26 protein-coding genes and 1 tRNA gene are annotated in these 24989 nt (G+C 66.3%); 11 read left to right on the top strand and 16 right to left on the bottom strand.

The features are described 5' to 3' along the window. The first annotated feature begins 10 nt into the window (after positions 1-10). Positions 11-475, top strand: a complete 465-nt coding sequence (locus tag AC4D2Q_RS04810; protein ID WP_490945449.1) for a MarR family winged helix-turn-helix transcriptional regulator — start codon at positions 11-13, stop codon at positions 473-475. Here AC4D2Q_RS04810 and AC4D2Q_RS04805 read toward each other — a convergent pair. The 4 genes from AC4D2Q_RS04805 to AC4D2Q_RS04790 form a co-directional block, all read right to left on the bottom strand. Further along, entirely contained in the window at positions 463-963 is a 501-nt protein-coding gene (locus AC4D2Q_RS04805; RefSeq protein ID WP_490945447.1) for a PGPGW domain-containing protein, read from the bottom strand. The genes AC4D2Q_RS04810 and AC4D2Q_RS04805 overlap by 13 nt on opposite strands. A gap of 43 nt (positions 964-1006) precedes the next feature. Next, positions 1007-1684 carry a YrzE family protein gene (locus AC4D2Q_RS04800; RefSeq protein ID WP_490945445.1) on the bottom strand — a complete coding sequence of 226 codons (678 nt, stop codon included), beginning with the start codon at positions 1682-1684 and terminating at the stop codon, positions 1007-1009. A gap of 140 nt (positions 1685-1824) precedes the next feature. Next, positions 1825-2043: a hypothetical protein gene (locus tag AC4D2Q_RS04795; protein ID WP_490945443.1), complete on the bottom strand. Its 219-nt coding sequence runs from the start codon at positions 2041-2043 to the stop codon at positions 1825-1827. Between the two features lie 63 nt (positions 2044-2106). After that, positions 2107-2871, bottom strand: a complete 765-nt coding sequence (locus AC4D2Q_RS04790; RefSeq protein WP_490945441.1) for an SDR family oxidoreductase — start codon at positions 2869-2871, stop codon at positions 2107-2109. Between the two features lie 356 nt (positions 2872-3227). Here AC4D2Q_RS04790 and AC4D2Q_RS04785 point away from each other — a divergent pair, with 356 nt between their 5' ends. The 4 genes from AC4D2Q_RS04785 to AC4D2Q_RS04770 all read left to right on the top strand — a co-directional run bounded on the left by AC4D2Q_RS04785 (position 3228) and on the right by AC4D2Q_RS04770 (position 8501). Next, complete coding sequence (locus AC4D2Q_RS04785) at positions 3228-3911, top strand: alpha/beta hydrolase fold domain-containing protein (protein ID WP_490945439.1); 684 nt, start codon at positions 3228-3230, stop codon at positions 3909-3911. Positions 3912-4006: 95 nt separating this feature from the next. Continuing rightward, a complete protein-coding gene (locus AC4D2Q_RS04780; RefSeq protein WP_490927866.1) occupies positions 4007-4663 on the top strand; it encodes a TetR/AcrR family transcriptional regulator in 657 nt (218 codons plus the stop codon). 37 nt (positions 4664-4700) lie between these two features. Next, a complete protein-coding gene (locus AC4D2Q_RS04775) occupies positions 4701-7301 on the top strand; it encodes an MMPL family transporter (RefSeq protein ID WP_490945435.1) in 2601 nt (866 codons plus the stop codon). Between the two features lie 222 nt (positions 7302-7523). Further along, positions 7524-8501 (top strand): aldo/keto reductase, encoded by a 978-nt coding sequence (locus AC4D2Q_RS04770; RefSeq protein WP_490945433.1) that lies wholly within the window; start codon positions 7524-7526, stop codon positions 8499-8501. Here the strand turns inward: AC4D2Q_RS04770 and AC4D2Q_RS04765 are convergent. Continuing rightward, positions 8498-8980, bottom strand: a complete 483-nt coding sequence (locus AC4D2Q_RS04765; protein ID WP_490945431.1) for a hypothetical protein — start codon at positions 8978-8980, stop codon at positions 8498-8500. The genes AC4D2Q_RS04770 and AC4D2Q_RS04765 overlap by 4 nt on opposite strands. A gap of 222 nt (positions 8981-9202) precedes the next feature. Between AC4D2Q_RS04765 and AC4D2Q_RS04760 the strand changes: the two genes are divergently transcribed. Then, positions 9203-10093 carry a Rieske (2Fe-2S) protein gene (locus AC4D2Q_RS04760; protein ID WP_490945429.1) on the top strand — a complete coding sequence of 297 codons (891 nt, stop codon included), beginning with the start codon at positions 9203-9205 and terminating at the stop codon, positions 10091-10093. Positions 10094-10302: 209 nt separating this feature from the next. Here AC4D2Q_RS04760 and AC4D2Q_RS04755 read toward each other — a convergent pair whose 3' ends face one another. Continuing rightward, entirely contained in the window at positions 10303-10845 is a 543-nt protein-coding gene (locus AC4D2Q_RS04755; RefSeq protein ID WP_490945427.1) for a GNAT family N-acetyltransferase, read from the bottom strand. A gap of 133 nt (positions 10846-10978) precedes the next feature. Between AC4D2Q_RS04755 and AC4D2Q_RS04750 the strand changes: the two genes are divergently transcribed. The 3 genes from AC4D2Q_RS04750 (at position 10979) to AC4D2Q_RS04740 (ending at position 13393) form a co-directional block, all read left to right on the top strand. After that, positions 10979-11812, top strand: a complete 834-nt coding sequence (locus AC4D2Q_RS04750; RefSeq protein ID WP_490945424.1) for a DUF1295 domain-containing protein — start codon at positions 10979-10981, stop codon at positions 11810-11812. Between the two features lie 117 nt (positions 11813-11929). Continuing rightward, complete coding sequence (locus tag AC4D2Q_RS04745; protein ID WP_490945421.1) at positions 11930-12664, top strand: glucose 1-dehydrogenase; 735 nt, start codon at positions 11930-11932, stop codon at positions 12662-12664. Positions 12665-12760: 96 nt separating this feature from the next. Next, positions 12761-13393, top strand: coding sequence for a TetR/AcrR family transcriptional regulator (locus AC4D2Q_RS04740; protein ID WP_490945418.1), 633 nt, complete (start codon positions 12761-12763; stop codon positions 13391-13393). Positions 13394-13431: 38 nt separating this feature from the next. Here the strand turns inward: AC4D2Q_RS04740 and AC4D2Q_RS04735 are convergent, their stop codons facing one another. The 6 genes from AC4D2Q_RS04735 to AC4D2Q_RS04710 form a co-directional block, all read right to left on the bottom strand. Further along, a complete protein-coding gene (locus AC4D2Q_RS04735; protein ID WP_490945413.1) occupies positions 13432-14589 on the bottom strand; it encodes an alpha-hydroxy-acid oxidizing protein in 1158 nt (385 codons plus the stop codon). Between the two features lie 57 nt (positions 14590-14646). Further along, entirely contained in the window at positions 14647-15318 is a 672-nt protein-coding gene (locus AC4D2Q_RS04730) for a GNAT family N-acetyltransferase (RefSeq protein ID WP_490945410.1), read from the bottom strand. 51 nt (positions 15319-15369) lie between these two features. Further along, positions 15370-17454 carry a xanthine dehydrogenase family protein molybdopterin-binding subunit gene (locus tag AC4D2Q_RS04725; protein ID WP_490945407.1) on the bottom strand — a complete coding sequence of 695 codons (2085 nt, stop codon included), beginning with the start codon at positions 17452-17454 and terminating at the stop codon, positions 15370-15372. Beyond that, positions 17451-18530, bottom strand: a complete 1080-nt coding sequence (locus AC4D2Q_RS04720; protein ID WP_490945405.1) for an FAD binding domain-containing protein — start codon at positions 18528-18530, stop codon at positions 17451-17453. The genes AC4D2Q_RS04725 and AC4D2Q_RS04720 overlap by 4 nt, the downstream gene beginning before the upstream one ends. Beyond that, positions 18527-19147 carry a (2Fe-2S)-binding protein gene (locus AC4D2Q_RS04715; protein WP_490945403.1) on the bottom strand — a complete coding sequence of 207 codons (621 nt, stop codon included), beginning with the start codon at positions 19145-19147 and terminating at the stop codon, positions 18527-18529. The genes AC4D2Q_RS04720 and AC4D2Q_RS04715 overlap by 4 nt, the downstream gene beginning before the upstream one ends. A 190-nt stretch (positions 19148-19337) precedes the next feature. Next, positions 19338-19414 (bottom strand) — tRNA-Met (locus AC4D2Q_RS04710). Positions 19415-19509: 95 nt separating this feature from the next. On the opposite strand from AC4D2Q_RS04710, the gene AC4D2Q_RS04705 reads away from it, so the two are divergent. After that, a complete protein-coding gene (locus AC4D2Q_RS04705) occupies positions 19510-20394 on the top strand; it encodes an alanyl-tRNA editing protein (protein WP_490945399.1) in 885 nt (294 codons plus the stop codon). A 3-nt stretch (positions 20395-20397) separates the two neighbouring features. Here the strand turns inward: AC4D2Q_RS04705 and AC4D2Q_RS04700 are convergent, their stop codons facing one another. From AC4D2Q_RS04700 to AC4D2Q_RS04690, 3 genes are read right to left on the bottom strand one after another with little or no spacing between them, the layout of a single operon-like run. Next, positions 20398-22797, bottom strand: a complete 2400-nt coding sequence (locus tag AC4D2Q_RS04700; RefSeq protein WP_490945397.1) for an ATP-binding cassette domain-containing protein — start codon at positions 22795-22797, stop codon at positions 20398-20400. Between the two features lie 44 nt (positions 22798-22841). Then, entirely contained in the window at positions 22842-23213 is a 372-nt protein-coding gene (locus tag AC4D2Q_RS04695; RefSeq protein ID WP_490945395.1) for a VOC family protein, read from the bottom strand. Between the two features lie 26 nt (positions 23214-23239). After that, complete coding sequence (locus tag AC4D2Q_RS04690; RefSeq protein ID WP_490945391.1) at positions 23240-23650, bottom strand: VOC family protein; 411 nt, start codon at positions 23648-23650, stop codon at positions 23240-23242. Positions 23651-23912: 262 nt separating this feature from the next. Here AC4D2Q_RS04690 and AC4D2Q_RS04685 point away from each other — a divergent pair, with 262 nt between their 5' ends. Then, complete coding sequence (locus AC4D2Q_RS04685) at positions 23913-24398, top strand: nucleoside deaminase (protein WP_490945707.1); 486 nt, start codon at positions 23913-23915, stop codon at positions 24396-24398. Between the two features lie 7 nt (positions 24399-24405). Here the strand turns inward: AC4D2Q_RS04685 and AC4D2Q_RS04680 are convergent, their stop codons facing one another. Further along, positions 24406-24978, bottom strand: coding sequence for a GNAT family N-acetyltransferase (locus AC4D2Q_RS04680; protein WP_490945387.1), 573 nt, complete (start codon positions 24976-24978; stop codon positions 24406-24408). Positions 24979-24989 lie beyond the last annotated feature (11 nt).

Raw genomic sequence — 24989 nt, 5'->3', positions numbered from 1 at the left:
TGCTGAAGGTATGGCGGACAACACTGAGGCTGCAGCGCGCAGGCGCGAATTGGCCATGCTTCTGCGGGACCTCTCCTGGACCATTCACAGGCGTGTCCCGGAAGTGACCGGGATCGACCCCCTGACGTCCACGGATCTGGCTGTGCTGAAGCATGTGCTGGACGCACCGGGAATGACGGTGACTGAACTCTCAAGAGACATGGCGCTGAAGCAGAGCAACGCGAGCGCGGCCGTCCGCACCCTCACGGAGCGCGGCCTGGTCACCAGGGAAAGCAGTTCGAGTGACCGCCGCGTGAGCAGGCTCTTCCCGACGGACAAAGCCCTGGATCAGGATGAAGCCATCGCCGATGCTTGGGCGGGGCCCATTCGGAAGGCGCTTGCCGGCCTTGACGAACCGGAGACGGCAGCATTGGATGCTGCGGTCCAAGCGCTCCGTACCCTCAACCAGTCGCTTAGGTCCGCTCAGGGTTCCTGACGCTCTGCCGGCTCACTGCTTCTGGGGTCCGTATTTTGGAGTTTTTGCGGAGAGCTCCGGCGAAACCTGCGGAAGCTGTAGCCAATGAGGCCCAGGGCAATCAGGCTCGAGATGATCAGCCCGGTCCCCGTGCCCCAGCCGCCGGGAAGCCACAGCTTGTCGGCATAGGGCCACCAGTGCGGCGCCCTGGCCCAGACCCCCCAGACAATTCCTGCAGCCATGACGGCAAGGGCGGCGACAACGCTGACGCAGATGCGAGGCCAGGTTTGGACCCCCGTTGCCGCCGCCTGGAAGGCCTTCGCCTTCACCGGGCGCAGAAACCGCTGGGCCCACTCGTATCTCAGGGACAGGACGGCCAGCCCCGCCACTAGGCCGAGGAGGCCCGGCCCGGGGAGGACCAATGCCGCCAGTCCCAGCACGATCAGCGTCCATCCCGCCACTTCTATGCCGGTTCGCCTAACCCATGGCGGCAGTTTGCCGGTGTTCATTGCTTCCGTTCCGTGAGTGGAGCCTGGTCCTGGTGAATCATCTTCAAGCGCCGAGGCCTGCCTTGTCCACGCGGCGGTGGAAGCGCATGCCGGCCAGGCCGCCCAGAATTGCCCCGGCGAGGGCAACCAAGGCAGCTATGACGGCAGAAATAACAGCCGCCGCCGTATCGTCCCCGGAGAACTGGGGATAGGTGTTCAGCTGGGCGTTAATGTCCAGCTCGTTCCCTGCAATCATTCCGATCAGGGCCAGCACGAGGGCAATGATGATCCCCCACACCCAAACCGCCACTCCTTGCTTAACGCCGTTGAACCGAGCCATCCGGCCGGCAACGTAACCACCGCAGAAGTAAGCCACGAAAAGAATGACCGTGAGCAGAACGGCTCCGGCAATCCCTGCTCCCTCCGGATTTGAGGCGGCCTCGCCGGCTGCATCAACATTGTTGGCAAGCAGCGCTGCCCCGAAGGCTGTGGCGATGGCGCTCAGCAGCACTGTGGTTCCCGCCGTGGTCAGCCATCCGAAGAAGGCGGACCCAATTTTGACGCCGCCAAACTGGTCCTTCTCCCGGTCGACAACCTGTTCGCGGCTGGTGGCATCAGTGTCCCGGTTGGAACCCGGGACTGCGTGTGCTGCGTGGGTGCCTGTGCCCTCGCCTGCTGGATGAACGTTGGACGGGGTTGCTTTGCGCTCCGGCTGGCCCGCCGGCCCTGGATTGGTACTCATGACAGAACTCCCTTTCCTGTGCGGTGTCCCCCATTCCTATAACCAGACTAGGAACAATCACCCCAAAAAGACAGCTTGCTTACTACTTCCCTGTTTGGCTCCCAGACAGCGGGTCAACCCGCCCCGGGGGCCGCGGGACATTACGAGGAAGCTTCGGCCTCCGAGGCAGGGGTTTCCTCGTCCACTTCCAGGGCGGGCTGTTCCTCGCGTTCCTCGTCTCGGCCCCCGTCCTGCTCCTGGGACTTGGCTGCTTCCACGAGCCGTGCCGTTACCTCGTTGTTGAACTCGTCAGGCGTGCCGGCCAGATTGTTTTCCATGGCGTCGGCTCCGGGGTTGACGTTGCGGTCCTGGGTACTCATATTGTTCTCCTGCCGGTGATGTGGGCTGCGCGTACCTGCCCAGCCTTGCACAGTGTGCCGGAATCAGTGTCCGGCTACGGCGGCCAGATCCCTGCGCACGGCTGCGGGCTCCCGGTCCAGCGGCATGTTTCCGGGATCTCCGACGCCGTCCAAAGCACCCTGCGGATCACGTTCCAGCGGAGCGAAGAACCCGTCGAAGTCGATGGTGGCGGAGCCGGTTTCCGAGATCAGCACCAGGGTCTTGCCCACCGCTTCCCCGGAACCGGCTGCATGCACCAGAACCTGGGCAATCTGGCGGCGGGACACTGCGCCGTCGGCCGGTGTTCCGGTGTGCCTCGGATCCCCCTGCAGGGCCACGAGGCGCTGCTGGCCGGCATCGTTGTAATCGAACCAGCCCGGCCGAACAATGGTGTAGGGCAGGCCGCTGGCCCGCACCAGGCGCTCCGAACGGCGCTTCCAGTCGAGCATTTCCGCGAAACTGCCGGAACGGCTGGTCAGCCCGATGGCGGTCATGAGGACAATCCGGACCTGCCGGTTGGCCAGCGCCTCCAGCACATTGCGTACTCCGCCGTAGTCGACGCTTTCGGCACTTTCCCCGCTTTCCGACCCCAGAGTGAGGATGACGGCATCAACTCTCTCCACCGCCGCCTGCAGGGTCTGGGGCCGGGTCACGTCCCCCACGACGACGTCGGCATCCTCGGGCAGCAGCCGGGACGCCTTGGCCCGGTTCCGCACCAGGGCCCGGGTGGCGTACCCCTGGCGCAGTGCTTCCGCGACCACCAGATGGCCGATGCTGCCGGTGGCACCGACAACCAGGATGGTGGTCATGGGATCTCCTTCGCTATGGGCCTTGAGCCCGGACAGCTGCGGTAATTCGAGCGTCGCACACAGGGTGTTGCGCCGGTACCCTGAGGTGAACTCCACCCAATCAGCCGCCAAAAAACCGGAGCGTAACCATGTCCCTGCGCATGAAGCTTGTACGGCTGGCCCTGAGTGCGGCACCAAGGCCCTTTCGGACGGAGGAAGCGGTCCGGCGCACCGCCGGCCGGCGGCGCTCCCCGAACGTCCCCTTGGCCCTCCGCCGCAGATGCCGCGTCGGGAGGAACACGGTTGAGGGGTTTCCGGTCATCACCCTGACACCCCGGCATCCGTCCGGCACTGGTCTTCCGTCCGGTGCAGAGCTGATGTACCTGCACGGAGGTGCCTACGTCTTTCCGCTGCGGCGGCCGCACTGGTGGATTATTTCGGCCATCATCCGGCGTACCGGGGCAACGGTTACGGTGCCGCTGTACGGCCTGGCGCCGCAGCACTCCGTGGCGGAGGCGCTGCCGTTTGTCGATGCGGTATGTGAAGGCATCCGCCGCCGCTCGCCCGGAGCCCCCCTTTTCCTGGCCGGCGATTCGGCTGGCGGCGGCCTGGCCCTGGCCCACCTGATAGACCGCCGGAACCGGGGGAAAGCCCGGCCCGACGCCGTATTCCTGGTTGCTCCCTGGGTGGACTGCAGTATGACCAACCCAGCCATTGAGCGGCTGCAGCGGCATGATCCTCTGCTGGACGTCCCCGGGCTCCTCTATGCCGCCCGGCTTTGGGCGGACGGCCTGCCCCTGGACTCGTGGCGGGTCAGCCCCGTCAATGACACCCTCGAAGACCTCCCTCCCATCCTTCTTTTCCAAGGCGGCAGCGACCTGCTGCTGCCGGACGCTGAGCGGTTCGCAGCCAAGGCAGCGGCCGCGGGGACGCCCGTGGAACTGCAGGTTGCCCCGGACGGTTTCCACGTTTATGTGGCGGCTGCCTTCACCCCGGAAGCCGCCGGCGCCCTGGACCGTATTGCCGGCGTTGTGAAGGGTGCGGCAGTGAAGCCGGCGTGACCCTCCGCCGCCGCGGCCGGGCCGGCCCGTATGCTCTCCGAAGAAGCCCCATAAAGAAATTGCACCTAGTGCATCGGTGCACTTAGTGTAGAAGCGTGCTGCCAGACTCTTCCCCCGACCGCCGTGCCGCCCTTAAAAGCCGCCACCGGCAGGCCATTGTCGATGCCGCCGCAGCGCTGATGGAGGAACGGACGGGAATCGACTTCACCGTGGATGAGCTGGCCGTGCGCGCGGATGTCTCCCGGCGCACCGTCTTCAACCATTTCTCCTCAGTGGATGACGTGGTGATTGAAGTGTGCGGCGACGTGCTCAACGCCGTCGTCGAAACCCTGGCGGAGGTGCCGCCGGAGGGCGGCGGCACCGAGGCATCGATGATGGAAGAAGTGGCGGAAGCATTCCGCTCTACCGATTTGGTGGCTCCCATGGCCTACCTGACCCGCATGCTGGGCGGACCCAACGAAGAGTCGTCCCCGCGCCAGGCGCTGATGACCCTCCGCGTTTTTACGGAGGTGAGCAACCGGCTGCTGGCCGCTATGCTCCGCCGCCGACCGGACGCGGACAAACTTGCCGTCCACCTCCTGGTGGGATCCGTCGCCGGCGGCGTGGGGGTCCTGTACCACCACTGGGCCGCGGAAACAGCCGCCGTGGATACGCCTCAGTCACGCGAGGTCTGGACCCGGCACCTGGAACGGCTCATCCGAGCAGTCCGGAACGGCCACGGCACCGAATCGCCGCCCAGGCAAATGGCCTAAAACTTCCCTATCCCGTCCACCCCCTGTTAGGACTCTCATGGCTGAATTCCTCTACCGACTAGGCCGGGCGGCTGCACGCCGTGCCCGTACCGTGTTGGCGGTCTGGATCGCAGTACTGGTGGTTGCCGGAGCGGCATTTGCGCTCTTCGGCGGCACACTGGCCACCTCATTTTCCATCCCCAACACCCCCACCACGCAGGTGACCGAACGCCTCCAGGAAAAACTTCCGCAGGCCTCCGGCGGAGCGGGTTCGGTAATTGTCCAGACTGAAGACGGCTCCGCCTTCAGCCCGGAACAGCAGCAGGAGATCTCCGCCCTGGTCACCAAGGTGGGAGAACTTGACGGCGTGGAAACGGTCGTCGACCCCTTTGCCACCGAGGCTGACCGGGCCGCCCAGGCCCAGCAGCTGGCCCAGGGGCAGGCACAGATCGACGCCGGCCGCACCCAGCTGGAGCAGGCACGGGCTCAGCTCGACGCCGGCCAGGCCCAGCTTGATGCCGCGCGTGCGCAGGCTGAGGCTTCCGGAGCCCCGGCAGAAATGATGGCCGGGCTGGATGCGCAGCAGGCTGCCCTGGACGCCATCCGTGCCAAACTCGACGCCTCCAGCGCCGATCTTGAAGCACAGGCCCTTCCTGCCGAGCAGGGCGCCGAACTGCTGGAAATGGCCAAGGAAATCCGCACCGTTTCCGAAGACGGCAGCGCCGCCGTGGTGAACGTGGTCTTCAGCGAGACCCAGATGGAAGTGACGCAGGAAACGAAGGACGCTCTCGTGGCCGCCTTCGAGGATGAGCCGATCGACGGCGTCAAGGTGGACTACTCCGCTGAAGTTGCCGCAGCCGTCCCCAGCCTCTTCGGTGTTGGCGAAGTGGTGGGCCTCGCCGTCGCCGCAGTGGTGCTGGTGGTCATGCTGGGCAGCTTCATCGCCGCCGGGCTGCCGCTGCTGACCGCGCTGATCGGCGTCGGCATCGGTGCCCTGGGCGCGCTGGCCTTCTCCGGCGTCGTCGAAATGGCCTCCATCACCCCCATCCTGGGTCTGATGCTCGGTCTGGCCGTCGGCATCGACTACGCCCTGTTCATCGTCAACCGGCACCGGCGCCAGCTGAAGTCCGGCTACGCCATCCAGGAATCCATTGCCCTGGCCAACGGCACCTCCGGCAATGCCGTGGTGTTCGCCGGCGCCACCGTGTTCATCGCGCTGCTGGCCCTGAATGTCACCGGGATTCCCTTCCTGGGCCTGATGGGCACCGTTGGTGCAGCCTGCGTTGCGGTTGCCGTGCTGATCGCCGTCACCCTGACGCCGGCCCTGCTGAAGATCGCCGGCATGCGCGTGCTCAGCCGCAAGGAACGTGCCGCCCTCGAGGGACACGGCGATGCCGCCCGCCGCGGCCCCAAGCACTCAGCCGCGACAGCGGACGGCCCGGCAGCCGGAAACGGCCGTCCCGAGAGTGTGCCTGCCAAGCCCATGGGCACCGGACGCGCCATCCTTACCGTGGTCGCCGCCGTCGCGGGACTGCTGCTGATCGCGATCCCTGCGCTGGACCTGCGGCAGAACCTGCCGGACGGTTCCTCCGAGGCGCATGACTCCAGCCAGTACCAGGCCTACGCTGCGGTTTCCGAGAAATTCGGTGAAGGCCAGAACGGCACCCTGCTGGTAGTGGCAGAGCTGCCCGGGGAGCCCACAGAAGAAGAAGCCACAGCAGCCCAGGCAGAAATTGCCCGGTCCCTGTTCGATCAGCAGGACGTCTCTGCAGTTGCTCCGATCGGCACCTCCGAGGACCGGACGGTGGCTGCCTTCCAGGTGGTTCCGACCGAAGGACCCACCAGTGAGTCCACGGAAAACCTCGTGCACGCCCTCCGGGACCTTTCCCCGCTGGACGGCAAGTATGAGATTGGCGTGGCCGGATCCGCGAGCGGCAACATCGACATTTCGGACAAGCTGTCCGACGCGCTGCCGATCTACCTCGGCGTCGTGGTGGGCCTGTCACTGCTGATCCTGATCCTGGTCTTCCGTTCCATCTTCGTGCCGGTGATTGCGACCCTGGGCTTCATCCTGTCCTACTTCGCAGCCCTGGGCGGCGTCGTGGCCATCTACCAGTGGGGCTGGCTCTCCGGCGTCTTCGGCGTGGAGACCCCCGGCCCGATCCTGAGCTTCCTGCCGACCATCCTCGTGGGCATTCTCTTTGGCCTGGCCATGGACTACATGCTCTTCCTGGGATCGGGCATGCGCGAGGCCTACGCCCACGGAGCCCCGGCGCGTGTCGCCGTGGTCCAGGGTGTGCGGGCCGGCCGTTCAGTGGTGACCGCCGCAGCCATCATCATGGCGTCCGTGTTCGGCGGCTTCATCTTCTCGCACAGCACCATGATCCGGCCCATTGGCTTTGCGCTGGCCTTCGGTGTCCTTCTGGATGCCTTCGTGGTGCGGATGCTGCTGATTCCGGCGCTTATGCACCTGGCCGGAGACAAGGCCTGGTGGCTGCCCAAGTGGCTGGACCGGATTGTGCCGGATGTCGACGTCGAGGGTGCATCCCTGGAACGCCGCCACCCGCATGAGGATGGACAGCCGGCGTCACCCGGGGAAACAGCGGGCACGGGGCCGGCTGTTTCCGAAGCGGACGACGCCGTCTCCGCCCGCCGCTGATCCCTTCAGTTCCGCAGTACCCGGTGCCGCCCTTCTCCGTTTGGAGGAGGGCGGCACCGTCGCTTTACCGGACCGCTTTATCCGGACCGCTTTCAGCGGCTGACCGGTTCCGAGCCGGTTGCCGGAGGAACCCTTCCCGGGAACCGGTCAGGCCTCCTAGCCTTGAAGTGGCCCGCGTTTTAGGCCCCGTCAACGGATGCCGAACCACCGGAGGAGCCTGTTATGCGCACCACCACGCTGGGAGTTCAGGGGCCGGAGGTCGGCGTCATCGGCCTGGGCTGCATGGGCATGAGTTACGCGTATGACATGGAGGCAAAACGTGACGACGAAACCTCCATATCGGTGATCCGCAGCGCCGTTGACCTGGGGTCCACCCTGATTGACACGGCCGATGTCTACGGGCCGTACACCAACGAGGAACTGGTGGGACGGGCGCTCCAGGACGGTTACCGGGAACGGGCAGTGCTGTCCACCAAGGTCGGACTGGAAGTCAGCAACGCGGCTCCGGCCCCCGGGACTGTGCCCGGGATGGTGAGGAATGGCAGCCCCGAACACATCCGCAGGTCCATCGACGCCAGCCTGCGCCGGCTGCGCACCGGCCATGTGGACCTGTACCTCCTGCACCGGGTTGATCCGCAGGTCCCGCTGGAGGACTCCTGGGGTGCCATGGCTCAGGCCGTTACCGACGGGAAAGCCCGCGCAATCGGCTTGTCCGAGGTGAGTGTGGAGCAAATCGAGCTCGCCCGGAAGATCCATCCGGTGACGGCGGTGCAGTCCGAGCTCTCGCTCTGGACCCGCGACCGGCTGGCAGACGTCGTGCCCTACTGCGAGGAGCATGGGATGGCGTTCATGGCCTTCTCGCCGCTGGGCCGCGGCTTCCTCACCGGACGGTTCACCTCCTTTGACTCACTGCCGGCTGATGACATGCGCCGCAGGCTTCCGCGCTTCCAGCAGGAGAACCTCAAGGCAAACCTGGCGATTGTGCAGCGGGTGCACCAGGTGGCCGAACGGATCGGAGCGACGCCTTCGCAGGTGGCCCTGGCCTGGGTGGCCGCGCAGGGCCGCCGGGTGGTTTCCATCCCGGGCACCAAGACACCCAAATACCTGAGCGAGAACGCGGCCGCCGCGCTCCTGTTGCTCAGCAACGAGAACCTCGCCATGCTCAACAATGCTCCCCAGCCGGAGGGCAGCCGGTACTAGGTCCGGTTCCGGCCGGCAGACAGCAGCGGTGCGACGGCGGCGAGCAGCCGGTCCGGCTCGCTGCAGGACACCAGCACGTCGGTGTACCTGCAGCCGATGCGAACCGACGGTCCGCCCACAAGGTAGCCGGTGCCTTCCGGAAGGATGCGCAGGCCCATGCCCTCGCGCAGGCCGGTGACCGGGCCTGCGGAGATGGCCGTAATCTCGCGGTAGGGAACCTCGGTGGAGATGATGCCGGCCACGCGGATGTGAAGGCTCTGCGGTCCCACGCGGATCCGCGCGCGCATCATCACGATGGGGGCGATGATCGCGGCGACGAGCAGTCCGGGCAGCAGGACACCCGCGCCGGCTTCGGCGGCGCCAGCTGCGGTCCCGGCCAGGACGGCAAGTCCCAGGAAACCGAGAAGGAGCCGGTACCGCGTTGGCATCCGCGTCCGGAACGTCAGCGTTGATGCGCCAGTGTCATCCCCCGAAGTCATGGCGCCATTGTGCCGGACGGGTGCCCGGTTTGTCCCCTTTCAGCCGTTTCAGGCCATTCCCCTGCAGGGGTCCGCAGCCACCGGACGTGGAAGGCTCCCGTCACCACATGCTGTCCGTAGAGCTTCCGCCTTTATGGCCGCCGGCATCAAATACGGTGGTGCCCGGCGACGGCGGTGGTTACTCTGTTGAACATTCCACCAGCGCCGTCTGAGGAGAACAACATGCCGCGTCTGCCTTTGGTTCATTACGTCGACAAGCTTGAAGGGGCGGCCTGGTTGGATCCCGCCGCAGGAGCGGTGGCCGGGCTGGTCAAGAAGGCGGTGCCCTCGGGGAAGGTCGCCGATGCGCTGCACGGCGTTCCGCTGGGGCATCCGGTGCATCCGCTGATGGTGGTTGTTCCGCTGGGTGCCTGGGTTTCCGCGGCTGTCCTGGATCTGTTGCCGGGCAACCGGAGGGCCGCCAAAACGCTGGTCGGTCTGGGTGTTTTGTCGGCGGTTCCCTCGGCGCTGACCGGCGTCACCGACTTTTCCCAGCTGGACACGCCGCAGCAGCGAACCGGGATAGTGCATCAGGCCAGCAACGCCGTTGCCACCGTCCTGTACGCCGCCTCGTGGCTGGCCCGAAACCGCGGCGACCATGGAAAGGGAAAGATGCTGGCTTTCGGCGGCCTGGCCGTTTCCGGCGTCGGCGGCTTCCTCGGCGGCCACCTCTCCTATCGCCAGGGCGCGGGAGTGAACCGCAACGAAGATCTTTCGGAAGAAGTCCCCGCCGGATGGCACTCGCTCGGCCCCGTGGAGGCGTTCGCGGCCGGGCAGCCGCGGGCGGCCTCACTGGGCAGCATTCCGCTGATGGTGCTGCGCCGCGCGGGAACGGGCGCGGCCGCCGTCTCGGTGCTGGCGGACACCTGCTCCCATCTGGGGGGACCGCTGCATGAAGGGCACCTTCAGGAAACCGGCGGCCAGCTGTGCGTCGTCTGCCCCTGGCACGGCAGTACCTTCTCGGTTGAGAGCGGCGAAGTAATGCGGGGTCCGGCCACGGCGCCGCAGCCGGTATTCCAGACCCGGGTCCGCGGCGGCCAGCTCGAAGTCAGCCTCACGGGCGCCGAGGACTAATCGTTGCGGGGAACCCGCCAATCAAAACCCACAGTCAAAAAGGGTGCCAGCTCATTCCGTGCCAGTCCATGGAACACCAGGCGTTCGTGCGGAACCACCAATGGCGGGAGCGCGTCCAGCGGAAACCACTGCAGGTACGTGGCCTTCTCCGGTTCCTGAACTGCCGGAAGGCCTAACGGACCCGGAAACTTCCCCGCAGGTTCCGGCGCTCAGGGCAGGTTCAATTCGATCAGGGGCAAGGCCGGCGGCGGATCCGTGGCGAGCCGGGCGTGTGTTTCGACGTCGAACCGTTCCATTCCGTAGCGCAGCTTCGCACGCTGGATTCCCTCCGGCTTAAACCCGGCGGCTCCTGCCACCGCGCAGGAGGCGGGATTGTTGGTGCGGTGCCCCAGTTCCAAGCGGTGGAGCATCAGATCCGTCAGCGCCCAGTTACCCAGCGAGGCTGCCGCCCGGGCCGCCAAACCTCTTCCCCGCGACGGCGCCGCAAGCCAGTAGTATGTCCACGCCGTGCCGTGGCGTTCATTGATGTTGCTGATGCCCACGTTTCCCGCCACTGCACCGTCCACCTCAAGGGCCAGGTTGCAGGCGGCCTGCGGGTCCCAGCCCAGGTCTTTCCGGATGACCTGTTGCGCGCCTGCCCGCGTTCCGGCGCCGGCGTCGAGCTGGTGCTCCAGATCCGGGCTGCCGAGGTACGCGGCTACCAGGGCTGCGGCGTCGGACTGCAGCCAGGGCCGCAGGGAAAGCGAGGTCATGGGCCGAGGCTACCAGCCGCCGTCGTCCGGGGCTTCAGAGCGGGATCCGCCGCGGCAGCCTAACCGGCGGCTTGCGTTCAGGCTTCGGGCCGGCGGCGTTCCCCCTGGCTGCCCGCGCGCGTAGTCTCCAGTGATGAACCCGGTTCTGATTTGCCTGTGGATCCTTGCCGCCGCCTGTGCCGGAACCTGGGTGCTGTCCCTGATAACGCGGGAGTACTCGTGGACGGACCGCATCTGGTCCCTGGTTCCCCTTGCGTATGTGTGGGTTTTCGCTGCGGCATCCGACTTTGCGCCGCGGCTGGTGCTGATGGCGGTGTTGGTAACTTTGTGGGGCGCCCGGCTGACATTCAACTTCGCCCGCAAGGGCGGCTATGCGCCCGGCGGTGAAGATTACCGCTGGGCGATCCTCCGCCGGCGTCTAAAGCCGTGGCAGTTCGCCGCCTTCAATCTGGTGTTCATCAGTGTCTACCAAAACATCATCATTTTCCTGATGACACTGCCGGCCCTCACCGTTTATGACCACAGCGCTCCGCTCAACGCCGGGGACTGGGTCCTGGCGGTGCTGTTTATGGCTGCCCTGGCCGGAGAGACCGCGGCTGATCAGCAGCAGTGGGACTTTCACCAGTGGAAAGCCGCTGAACGGGAAGCGGGACGAACCCCCCGGCCGGGTTTCCGCCAAACAGGGCTGTTCCGTTTTTCCCGCCACCCCAATTTCTTTTTCGAACAGGCCCAGTGGTGGCTGTTTTACGGGTTTGCGGTGACGGCCACGGGCGGCTGGCTGCACTGGACCGTATTGGGCGCCGTGCTGCTGACCCTCCTCTTTGTCGGATCCACGGTGTTTACGGAGAGCATCTCGCGCTCGCGGTATCCGGACTACGTCCAGTACCAGCGCCGGACTTCGGCGATTATTCCGCTGCCGCCCCGGCACCGGCTGCGTCCGGCGGCGGGGCGGCAACCGGCCGGGTAGGAGCTGCAACACGCCCGCGTGTCTTGCGTGCCACACTCTTGGCATTTTCGGACTACAATCTTTTCGACAGGTGTTGAATAACTGAGAACATCGTGTTCACACCTAAGGAGATTTGAAATGGCACGCGTAAGCGGCAAAGTAGCACTGATCAGCGGCGGCGCACGGGGCATGGGATCCGCGCATGCCCGTCGCCTCGTGGAAGAGGGCGCACGCGTCGTCATTGGCGACATCTTGGATGCCGAGGGGCAGAAGACGGCCGAACAGCTCGGCGAGAACGCCCGTTATGTCCACCTGGACGTCACCAAGCCCGAGGACTGGGAAGCGGCCGTCCAGACGGCGGTTACCGAGTTCGGCGGACTGGACGTGCTGGTCAACAACGCCGGCATCGCCAACTTCGGCCATATTGAGGACTTCACCCTCGATCAGTGGAACGCCATTGTGGGCATCAACCTGACCGGCGTTTTCCTGGGCATCAAGGCCGCCATTCCGGCCCTGAAGGAATCCAAGGCGGGCTCCATCATCAACATCTCCTCCACCGCAGGCCTGCAGGGTTTCGTGGAGCTGCCGGGCTACACCGCCACGAAGTACGCCGTGCGCGGCCTGACCAAGTCGGTGGCCCTGGACCTGGGCAAGTACGGGATCCGCGTGAATTCGGTGCACCCGGGCGTTATCAAGACCCCGATGACCGAGGGCATGGAGAACCCCATGAACCATGTGGCCCTGCACCGCATGGGCGAGGCTGAGGAAGTCTCCAACATGGTCCTGTTCCTGGCCAGCGACGATTCGTCGTTCTCATCCGGAGCGGAGTTTGTGGTGGACGGCGGCGAAACCGCCGGACTCGCAAACCACTGACGGATAACACATAAGCTTGCGGCGTCCCCCAGCGCCGCGGCACGGAAGGGCTTCGCTTCGGCGGGGCCCTTCCGTGTATCTGAGAAGATAAGTCCTATGTCTGAACCGGAACTTTTCCCTGCGCTGCGGCGCCCCGCCCCGGAAGAGCCGCGGACCGCGCGTACCCGGGAGTCACTGGAGGCCGGTCTGCTGGCACTGCTGCGCGATCATGATCTGGCAGATATCAGCGTTTCCGCCCTCTGCAAGCAGGCCGGGGTGCACCGCACCACCTTTTACGGCCACCACCGCAACATCTACGAGCTTGCTGCCTGCGTCTATGCAGGCGTGGTGGACCGGCTGGGCACGGTGGACGTGCTGGACCAGCGGGGCACCGGCAAAACCGTTGCGGAAATCAGCACCCTGTATGTCGACGCCGTCCGGCTGATCCTGCAGCACACCCGTGAAGAGGAACGGGTGTACCGCGCGCTCTTCCACACCGGAACGTTCACGGGCGTTCTGGCGGACAATCTGGCGCGGCGGTTCCTGCTCTCGCTGTATGTGTGGCAGGGCTACTCTTTGGTGCCGCCCGTGGACCCGGAGGTCATTGCTGCATTCTTCGGTGGGGCCTACGCCTCGTGGATTGAGCAATGGGTGGTCCGGGAGGACGACGACGTCGAAGCCTGGCTGGCTTCGCTGGTTCACCTGCTGCCCGCCTGGTGGCCGCGGGATGGTTTCCCGACAGCCGATTAAGCGGCGAAGACAAGGACAGGCACGCTGAGGCGGGCTGCTCAGAGCCGGTGCAGGGATCCGCGCAGGGAAGCCAGGTCCGGATAGCCGTTGACCGCCATGGTCAGGTCCGCTTCGGCGAGCAGGCTGCGCATCACGTGCGTGATTCCCGCCTGGCCGCCCACTGCCAGCCCGTAGACGTAAGGCCGGCCGATTCCCACCGCGGTTGCCCCGAGGGCGAGCGCACGAAGCGCGTCCACCCCGGAACGGACCCCCGAATCGAAGAGGACCGGGGCGCCGTCGGCCGCTTCCACCACGCCGGGCAGGCAATCAATCGCAGGGATGCCGCCGTTGGCCTGCCGGCCGCCGTGGTTGGAGCAGTAAATGCCGTCCATCCCCCCGTCGAGGGCGCGCCGGGTGTCCTCCGGAGAACAGATGCCCTTGAGCAAAATGGGCAGCGAGGTCAGGGAGCGGAACCAGGCCAGATCCTCCCAGGTCATGGAGGGGTTGCCGAACAATGAGGCCCAGAGCATCACCGCGGCGGCGGGGTCGGTGGAGCCCTGTTCCGCCAGCAGCTTCTTGAACCGGTCATCGGTGAGGTAATTGGCCAGGCACTGGCCCGAGAGCATGGGCAGGTGGGCGGCGCTGAGGTCCCGCGGACGCCAGCCGTTCACCCAGGTGTCCAGCGTGATGACGATTCCCGCGTAGCCCGCTGCCTCGGCCCGGTGCACCAGGTTTTCCGCGAGTTCGCGGTCCGCCGGCGGGTAGAGCTGGAAGAACCCGGGGGTGTCGCCTCCCGCGGCACGAACCTGTTCCAGGGGCGCGGAGGCCAGCGTGGAGGCCACCATGGGGATGCCCAGCTCAGCCGACGACGCCGCTGCGGCCAGGTCGCCGTCGTCCGCCACCGCACCCAGGACTCCCACGGGCGCGAAGAACAGCGGCGTCGGCAGCTGATGTCCCAGCAGATCGATCCCCAGGTTCCGCTGCCGGGCGCCAACGAGCATTCGCGGCATGATGCCCAGCCGCTCGAAGGCGGCCACGTTGGTCCGCTGGGTGTGTTCATCGCCGGCGCCGCCGGCTACGTAGCCGAGTGTCCGGGGGTCCATGCTGACCTGCGCGAGCTCCTCCGTGGCGGCAAAACCCATCGGCAGATCCGGCAGCGTGCCCCGTGCACCGTTCAGGTAGATGCCCAGCTGGTAGTCCCCGAAGTTGCTGCTCACGATTGTCCTCACGTTTGCTTCCGGCGCCGTCGCCGAAATGCTGTTGTGGCGGAAATGCTACTCCTGAATGGGGGAGACGGATTCCGCGGCATTGGTTTCCGCAGTTGTGGTTTTCACGGCGCCGGTGAAGCGGCTCAGCCTGCCCTGAAGCCCGGCCCGCACTCCGGGCCACTCCGCGGCGAGTATTGAATACACCGCGGTGTCGCGCCAGGTGCCGTCCGCGCGAAGCTTCTCCCGCCGGAGGATGCCTTCGAAGACCCCGCCGATCTTCTCGGTTGCGGCCCGGGACCGTGCGTTGCGGGAATCGGCCTGGATGCTGACGCGGCCGAATCCGGCACCGAAGGCGTGCCCGAGCAGCAGGAGCTTGGTCTCGATGTTGACCGCAGTGCCCCAGACAGCCGGGCTGTAGGCGGTCCAGCCCAGCTGAACTGTCTCCTGCCGCAGGTTCAAATCCGCGAGGGTGCTGGTGCCCACCACGGGGCCGGGGATCCCGTCCCGGATCAGCCGTACCGCAAAGGGAAGTTCATCCCATCGGTAATACGTCAGAGCCCAGGCGGAGAAGGCATCCGGATCGGCGCGAAGCCCAGCCGGTCCGCCTCCGTAGCCGCCGGCAAAGACGTCCGGGGCCGCAATGGCGCGGTGCAGGTCCGGCAGCAGATCGGCGGTCAGCGGCTCAAGCCGGACAAACCGGCCGGTGAGGAGGGCGGAGGCGGGGCGCACAGCAGTCATGACGCCAGTGTTGCATAGCTGCTTCTCCCCGGGCCGTCCGGAACCGGGCGGTTACTCCAGAAATTTGTCCGGAGTCAGCGGAAGGTCCCGGATCCGGATTCCGGAAGCGTTGTAGGCGGCATTGGCAATCGCCGCGGCACTGCCTACAATTCCGATTTCCCCGATGCCCCGGGCTCCCAGCGGTCCGGCATGCTCATCCACGTCCTCGATCCACAGCGCTTCCATGTCCAGCACATCGGCGTTGGTGGGGATGTGGTACTCGGCCAGGTCGTGGTTCACGAAGATCCCGAACCGCGGATCCAGCACGCTCTGCTCATGCAGTGCCATGCCCATCCCCATGGTCATCGCCCCCAGGAACTGGGACCGCGCGGTCCGCGGGTTGATAATCCGTCCCGCGGAAAAAACGCCCAGCATGCGGGATACCCGGATTTCGCCGGTGTCCGCGGAGATCCGGACCTCGGCGAAATGCGCGCCAAAGGAATACAGGGCCAGGTTCGCGGCATCCGGATCCTCCGGAGCGTTAGCCTCGGTCTGCGCCCCGGGGGAGGGATGTTCTCCGTGGTCGGCCCGGAACGCACGCGCGGCGGCAATAATTGTTCCGCCCCAGCTGGCCGTTCCGGAAGATCCCCCGGCCACCGAGGCGGCAGGGAAGGCCGTGTCGCCGATGCCCAGCCGGATCCGGTCGATCGGCACGTCCAGCGCATCGGCGGCAATCTGCGTCAGCGCCGTCCAGGCGCCGGTGCCAATGTCCGCCGCTCCGATCTGCACCGAATAAATGCCGTCCTGTTCGTAGCGGATCCGCCCGGTGTTGGAGGGCTGGCGCATAAACGGGTAGACGGCGCTGGCCGTTCCCAGCCCCACCAGCCAGCCGTCCTCCTGCACGGAGCGGGGACGGGTGACCCGCCGGTCCCAGCCGAACCGTTCGGCACCGAGTTCAAAGCATTCCAGCAGGTGCCGGCTGGAGAAGGGGTTCCCGGTTTCCGGATCCACCTCCGGCTCATTCCGGCGGCGCAGCTCAATGGGGTCCAGCCCGGCAGCGGCGGCGAGTTCATCCATGGCCACCTCGGGGCCGAACATTCCCGGACACTCACCCGGTGCGCGCATCCAAGAGGGAACCGGGATGTCCAGCGGCGCCACGCGGGTGGTGGTGCTCCGGTTGGGGGAGGCGTACATCATCCGGAACGGTGCGGGGGTCTGTTCCGCGAATTCCTTGATCCGTGAGGTGTGCTCCACGATGTCCAGGGACATGGCGGTGAGCCGTCCGTCGTCGGCGGCCCCCAGCCGGATGTGCTGGATAGTGGGGGTGCGGTGGCTGGTCAGGGTGAACATCTGCTGGCGGCTGACCGGGAACTTCACCGGCCGCCCCTCGGTGACCTGCGCCGCCAGGGCAGCCATCACCACCTGCACGTGCGGCATGCCCTTGGAGCCGAAGCCGCCGCCCACGTGCGGGGCGATGACATGAACCTGTTCTTCCTCGAGCCCCAGCACCTGCGCCAGCGTGCTTTTGACCGCGTGCACGCCCTGGGTGGAGTCCCACAGCGTCAGCGTCTGCCCGTTCCACTGTGCCACCGTGGCATGGGGCTCCAGCGGGTTGTTGTGTTCGGCCGGGGTGGAATAGGTTTGCTCGATCTTCAGCGCGGCGGTTTCAAAGGCGGCATCCGCGTCCCCCTGACTGCTGTCCGTGGGAGTGCCGGCGTTCAATTCCTCCGGGGCGTACAGGTCCGGAGCGTCTTTGCGCAGCTGGGCGGAGAAGGGCTCTTCCGTGTAGGTCACGCTGACGGCGGCGGCCGCCTCGCGGGCAATTTCCGGAGTCTCCGCCAGCACTGCCGCAACAATCTGCCCGCGGTAACCAACCCGGTTGTCCTGCAGGACTGCCAGTTCCCGGTCGGAGGTATCCGCCAGCTGGGGCACGGTGTCGGCGGTGAGGATGGTGAAGACCCCGCTGACGGCTTCCGCGGCCGCCGTTTCCACCCGCTGCACGGTTCCGCGGGCAATGGTGGAGAGCACGGGATACAGATACAGGGGGTTCTCCACCGGCTGCTCGTAGGCGTATGGCGCGGTGCCCTTGACCTTCAGTTCGCCGTCGAGCCGTTCATAGGGGGTGCCGATGGCCCGGGCGGGCAGCAAATTGCTCATGAGTCCAGTTCCTCCCAGCCTGCGTCCCGGGGGCCGTCCGGCCCCTCGGGATGATCGGTTCCCTCGGCGCTGGCATCCGGGGTTCCCAGCCCGGCCAGTTCCCGCAGCACTGCCGCCAGGGTGTTGCGGACCATGGGAATTTTGAAGCCGTTGTCCTGCAGCGGCTCGGCGGCCGCCAGCTCGGCGTCCGCGGCGGCCCGGAAGTTTTCCTCCGTTGCCGCCGCGCCGCGCAGCACGGCCTCCGCCTGCAGGGCCCGCCAGGGCTTGTGCGCCACCCCGCCCAGTGCGATCCGGACGTCCCGGATCACCGGGGGCGAGGCGCCGTCGTCCTCCAGTTCCATGGCCGCGGCCACGGACACCAGGGCAAAGGCGTACGACGCGCGGTCCCGCACCTTGCGGTAGGCGGACCGGGCGGGTGCCGGCGGGAGTTCGACGGCGGTGATGAGGTCACCGTGTTCCAGCACGGTGTCCCTTTCCGGCTGATTCCCCGGCAGCCGGTGGAAATCACTCACCGGAATGATCCGTTCCCCCGCCGGGCCGAGCACCACGACGGCGGCGTCCAGCGCCGCCAGGGCCACGGCCATGTCCGAGGGGTGCGTCGCCACGCAGGTTTCCGAGGCGCCGAGGATCGCATGGTAGCGGGTGTAGCCGTCGACGGCGGAACAGCCGGTCCCGGGTTCGCGCTTGTTGCAGGGGGTGGTGGGGTCCTGGAAGTACACGCAGCGGGTGCGCTGGAGCAGGTTGCCGCCGGTGGTGGCCAAATTGCGCAGCTGCCCGGAGGCCCCGGCCAGCAGTGCGGAGGACAGGGCCGGATAGCGGCGCCGGATGAAGGTGTTCGCGGCAAGGTCGGAGTTGCTCACGTTGGTGCCGATCCGCACCCGGCCGTCGTCGAGCACGTCCACGGTGTCCAGCGGCAGCCGACTGACGTCCACCAGCAGAGTGGGGGAGGCGATCCCGAGCTTCATCCGGTCCACGAGGTTGGTGCCGCCGGCCAGGAAAACCGCGTCGGGGTTGGCGGAGACCAGGGCGACGGCGGCGGCCGGGTCCTCGGCGCGGAGGTAGTCGAAGGGGATCATGCCCGCTCCTCGGGATGCGCGGGCATCGAGGCCGCGGTGGGAGAGTCGTGAACTGCCTCTTCCTGTGGATCGGGCAGGCCCTTGCGGAGAGTGGCTGCGGCCTCGGCGGCCTGCCGCACGGCCGCCACGATATTGACGTACGCACCGCAGCGGCAAAGGTTTCCACTCATCCGCTCGCGGATTTCAGCGTCAGTCAGGTCGATGCCGCTTTCAGTGTCCAGATGCGCGGTGGCAGCGGATGGATGCCCCGCTGCGGCTTCCTCAATGATGCCCACGGCTGAGCAGATCTGGCCCGGGGTGCAGTAGCCGCACTGGAATCCGTCCTGTTCCAGAAACGCCTGCTGCACCGGATGCAGGTGGCCGTCCGGAATGACGTCGGCCAGGCCCTCCGCGGTGAGAACCTCCGCTCCGTTGTGGGCCACGGCCAGGGTCAAACAAGAGTTGGCGCGGCGCCCGTCCAGCAGGACCGTGCAGGCACCGCACTGCCCGTGGTCGCAGCCCTTCTTCGGTGACGTTACGCCCAGCCTGTCCCGGAGCGCATCCAGCACCGTGGTGCGGGTATCAACGGTCAGCGTCCGTTCGCTGCCGTCCACCTTCAGGGTTATTTCAGCATCCATGTACCGGCCGCCCTTCAGCAGTGTCCAATGGTGCGCAAACCTACCGGAGGGGGAGGGCGGGGACAACACTTTCTTGGCTGTCCGGTCCGTACTGCGGGGGAATCGTCCGGCGGGCACAGGCGCCGGCGGGGAGACAGGGTACTTAAACAAAACGGTCCCCATCGGTTTTCACCGATAAGGACCGTCTTCTTGGTTGCGGGGGCAAGATTTGAACTTGCGACCTCTGGGTTATGAGCCCAGCGAGCTACCGAACTGCTCCACCCCGCGTCGTACTTAGAACTGTACCCCCCTGTGGTCCGATACGAAGAATCCAGTGACGGCCGTCACGCCGGGGACGGAAAAGTTGTCGGTAGGGTGGGGTTGTGAGCCTGCCTACCGAAGACACAACTGTCACTTATCCCTCCGGCGCCGTGGAGTCCACGGGAACGGTCCTTCACGCCGAGCACCTGGCTGACGGCAGCCGGGTGGTCCTGCTGGACGTCACGGCCGTTCACCCCGTCGATGCCGGCTGGCCGGACCAGGGCGCGGATCGTGCGGTGCTGGTCACGGACGCGGGGAACTCCTACGAGGTGCGCGACGCCGTGGTCGCGGCCACCGACGGAGCCGCGCTGTTCCTGGGCGCTGATATTCCGGTCAAGAAGGGCACCGAGGGCTGGACTTTCACCGTTGCACACGTGCTCCCGCCCAATGCCGCCGTGCAGGAAGGGGACTCCGTGCGGATCGAGGTGGACGCGGCCTACCGGAGCGCCCTCTCCGTGGGGCACACCGCCTGCCACCTGGCGTCGCTGGCATTGAACCGGCAGCTTGCCGGGGCCTGGAAAAAGGACGTTCCGGCCGACGCCGCGGGCAATCCGAACTTTGACGCCCTGGCCATCGAAACCTCCACCATTACCGAGCACGGTTCCACCGATGTGTACCGGCTGGGAAAGTCGCTGCGCCGCAAGGGCTTCCGGCCGGAGGCACTGCTGGAAGATCTGCCCGCCGCCGAGGCAGGCATCAACGCTATTTTGGCGGACTGGACCGCCACCGGTGCTGAGGTGCGGATTGAGTGCGACGGCGACGGGCTTACCGACATGCGCCGCTGGACCGTGGACCTGCCCCAGGGCCCGGTTCGCATTCCCTGCGGCGGCACGCACGCTGCCTCCCTCAAGGAGACCGGGGGCATCCAGGTCACCCTGACCGCGGAAGAGGGCGACGGCGCCGTGACCGTCACCATGGACACCATCTGCGTGCAGCCCGCGGGCTAGCCCTCAAGCGCCGACATAGGCGGCCAGATGCCGGCCGGTCAGTGTGGACCTGCCGGCCGCGAGGTCCGCGGGGGTGCCCTCGAAAACGATCCGGCCGCCGTCGTGCCCGGCCCCCGGACCCAGGTCGATGATCCAGTCCGCGTGCGCCATCACGGCTTGGTGGTGCTCAATGACAACCACCGATTTGCCGGAATCGACCAGCCGGTCCAGCAGGCCCAGCAGCTGGTTCACGTCCGCCAGGTGCAGGCCGGTGGTGGGCTCGTCGAGGACGTAGACCGTTCCTTTTTCAGCCATCTGGGCCGCCAGCTTCAGGCGCTGGCGCTCGCCGCCCGAAAGCGTGGTGAGCGGCTGGCCCAGGCGCAGGTAGCCCAGGCCGACGTCCGCAAGCCGGACCAGGACCTTATGCGCCGCCGGCAGCGGAGATTCCCCGTTGCCGGCGAAGAACTCCCCGGCCTCGGCCACCGTCATCTCCAGCACCCGGGCAATGCTCCTGCCGCCCAGGGTGTACTCCAGCACGGCCGCCTGGAACCGCTTGCCGCCGCATTCTTCGCAGACGGATTCCACGGTGGCCATCACTCCCAAATCAGTGAAAATAACGCCGGCACCGTTGCAGGCCGGGCAGGCGCCTTCGGAATTGGAGCTGAACAGGGCCGGTTTAACACCGTTGGCTTTCGCGAAGGCCTTGCGGATCGGTTCCAGCAGGCCGGTATAAGTGGCCGGGTTGCTCCGCCGGGACCCTTTGATCGCACCCTGGTCAATGACGACGACGCCGTCCCGTCTGGCCACCGATCCCTGCACCAGGGAACTTTTTCCGGAGCCCGCCACCCCTGTCAGGACGCAGAAGACGCCGAGAGGAATGTCGACGTCGACGTTTTGGAGGTTGTTATCCGCAGCACCCCGGACCGCCAGGACGCCGGCAGGGGAGCGCACCGTGTCCTTCAGCCGGGCGCGGTCATCGAGGTGGTTCCCGGTGACGGTTCCGCTGCCGCGCAGGTCCTCGACGGTGCCCTCAAAGCAGACCGTACCGCCGTCGCTCCCGGCCCCCGGGCCCAGATCGATTACGTGGTCGGCAATGGCAATGGTTTCGGGTTTGTGCTCGACGACGAGCACCGTGTTGCCCTTGTCCCGCAGCTGCAGGAGCAGCCGGTTCATCCGCTCAATGTCGTGCGGGTGCAGGCCCACGGTCGGTTCGTCGAAGACATAGGTGACGTCCGTGAGTGAAGATCCGAGGTGGCGGATCATCTTGGTGCGCTGGGACTCCCCGCCGGACAGGGTGCCCGAGGGCCGGTCGAGGCTGAGGTAGCCCAGGCCGATCTCGGCAAAGGAGTCCAGCAGGTGCTGCAGCCCGGCCAGCAGCGGCGCCACCGACGGTTCGTGAAGGGTGCGGAGCCATTCCGCGAGGTCGGTGATTTGCAGGGCGCATGCCTGGGCAATGTTCTTGCCGTTGATTTTGGAGGAGCGGGCCTCGGCGCTGAGCCGGGTTCCGTCACATTCGGGACAGACGCTGAACGTGATGGCACGGTCCACAAAGGCGCGGATGTGCGGCTGCATGGCCTCCGGATCCTTGGACAGCATGGACTTGGAGATCTTGGGGATCAGCCCCTCATAGGTCAGGTTGATGCCCTCCACCTTGATCTTGGTGGGCTCCTTGTAAAGCAGGTCATGCAGTTCCCGCTTGCTGAACCTGGCGATCGGCTTGTCCGGGTCGAAGTATCCGGTGCCCCTGTAGATGCGGCCGTACCAGCCGTCCATGCTGTACCCCGGGATGGTGAGCGCGCCCTCGTTCAGGGACTTGCTGCTGTCATAGAGAGCGGTCAGATCGAAGTCGCTCACTGAACCCATGCCCTCGCAGCGCGGACACATGCCGCCAAGCCGGTTGTAGGTGGCCTTCTCCGCCTTGGTCCTGCCGCCGCGTTCCACGGTGATGGCTCCGCTGGCTTTTACCGAGGGGACGTTAAACGAGTAGGCGTTGGGCGAGCCGATCTGCGGCTGGCCCAACCGGCTGAAGACAATGCGCAGCATGGCATTGGCGTCGGTGGCCGTGCCTACGGTGGAGCGCGGATTGGCGCCCATCCGTTCCTGGTCCACGATGATTGCGGTGGTGAGCCCTTCCAGCAGATCCACGTCCGGCCGGGCCAGGTTCGGCATGAACCCCTGCACAAAAGCGCTGTAGGTTTCATTGATCAGCCGCTGGGACTCGGCCGCGATGGTGCTGAAAACCAGCGAGCTCTTGCCGGAGCCGGAGACACCGGTAAATGCAGTCAGACGGCGCTTGGGGATCTCAACGCTGATTTCCCGGAGGTTGTTCTCCCGCGCTCCCCGGACCCGGATTACATCTTGGGTGTCCGCCGCGTGCGGGGACCCGGGTCCCGTTTCTTCTGCGGTTCCTGAACTTATGGCCATGGCCGTGCCGTTTCTTCTGATGAATGTCAGTGTTTCGCCTGAGGCTACAGGTTTCCCGCCCACGGTTCGTCGTCCCAGCACAAAAAATCCCACAGGTGTCCGTCCGGATCCGAGGCGGTCCCCAAATAGACGCCCGAGGCATGGTGCCGGGCGCGGGAAGTCACCCTGCCGCCGTTTTCCGGGCAGGCGGCGAGGATCTCATCAACGTCACTGCGGGTGGGAAGAGCCAGGGCGGTTCGGGTCACCTGCTCAACAGGCTTGGGCACGAGGACCAGGACAATTGCGGCCGAGATGTTCATGGCTGACAGGTCAGCAGTGGTGAGTCTTTCGTTAAGGGAAAATCCCAGGCCCATGTAAAAGCCGGTGGACCGGTCCAGATCGGCCACCCGGAGATGCGGATAAATGACGGGATACAAGCGCTGCCTTCCGTGCTCTGCCGGTTCTATTCGGGGATGGACGGATCCATCCACATGAATTCCCAGACGTGTCCGTCCGGGTCTGTGCCCGCCCCGGAATACATGCCCGGCATCTGTTCCCGGGCCGGCTGGAAGACGGCCCCGCCGCTCTTGGCGCAGTTTTCAAGGAAGGCATCCACTTCTTCGCGTGAATCGCAGCTCAGGCAGTTGAGGACTTCCTTGCCGGCAGCCCGCAGATGCGGCCTGTCTCCTTCGGGAAGGAACCCCTGAAAGAAGTCCTGCCTCAGCAGCATGACCACAATGGTGTCGGAAATGACCATAGCGGTAGCGTCTTCATTGCTGAACTGCGGGTTCTCAACAAATCCCAGCCCCCGGTAAAACTGCGTTGATTTGGCCAGATCCATGACGGCGAGGTTCGGAAAAATCATGCGTTCCATCGGGGGTTCCTCCCGGAATCGATCGCACCGCTTTGGGGTATTGGCCGGGCGGACACAGCAACCGGAGCGCCCAGGCCTGTCCCTGTACGCTCCCACACGGGCGCCCCCCCAGTCCAGAGTTCTCAACCCGGAGCAGCGGCGGGCGGCATCGGATGCAGCAGTGCGTCCGGGTGCTAGCCTTGTTCTGCCGAAGGCGGGCACCTCCGGGTGCTATCTACCTGGCCGAGCCGGCGGCAGCCGCCGGTTATCCGCACCCAAGGAGATACGCATGACCACCACCGACGCCGAATACCTTGACCGTGCCGTTAACCTGGCCACCGCCAATGTGGCCAAAAGCGGCGGACCGTTTGGCGCCGTCGTCGTCACCCCGGACGGACGGGTGTTTGAGGGCGTGAACCGGGTAACGGCCAATCATGACCCCACGGCGCATGCCGAAGTTACCGCCATCCGTGCTGCCGGAGCGGGCCTGGGAACCCATGACCTCAGCGGTGCAGTCCTGTACAGCAGCTGCGAACCCTGCCCCATGTGCCTCGCCTCGTCCCTGTGGGCACGGCTGGACCGGGTGGTCTTTGCGGCGGACCGGCACGACGCCGCCCGCGCCGGGTTCGACGACGCCGTGTTCTATGAGTACTTCGAGACTCCGGTGGCGGACCGGTCCCTGCAGGTGACGCAGCTGGAGCCGCACGAGGTTGCGGCCACTTCGCCGTTTGACGCCTGGACCGCGGCGGAGAACCGCATCACCTACTGAGCTCCTTTCAGTCCCGGGTCATCCGGTTACGGGCCGCGGCGGCGGGAGAGTCCGGCGGATAGCGGCCCGGGTCAATGGTCTTCGCAAAGCACACCGAGTCCTCCAAGTCGGTGTAGGGGCCGAAGTTAGGCACCACCGTGTAGCCGCCGTGCTGGTAGAACCGCCGTCCGTCCGGCTGGGCCGACCCTGCTTCGGCCGTGATGACTGCGTAGCCTGCGGCCCGGGCCCGGTACTCGAGGGCAGTCAGCACGGCGGTGGCCACTCCGGACCCCCGGGCATACGGCAGGACGTAGATCCGCTTGATTTCGGCGGTGGACTCTTCCAGCCGCCGCAGGCCGCCGCAGCCCAGCGGCTGGCCGGAACTCTTGTCATAGGCGACGAGAAACACGGCGGTGTCCTCGGCGGACGGCGGGTCCGGTTCATGGTCAAAGGACCCGAACCGTGCATCCAGTTCCGCCTGCTGGGCAGCGCGCAGATCGGCGCCTACGGGATTGCTCCAGGGCACCTCGCGGATGGTGAGGTGCGGTGGCTGGTCGGCAAGCATGGAGACCTCCTGCTGGGGGCGTGCCGGAGCGGGCATTTCCTTCAATC

This window comes from Arthrobacter sp. TJ-178, from assembly GCF_058269275.1.
This window is presented reverse-complemented; position numbering and strand designations above follow the sequence as displayed.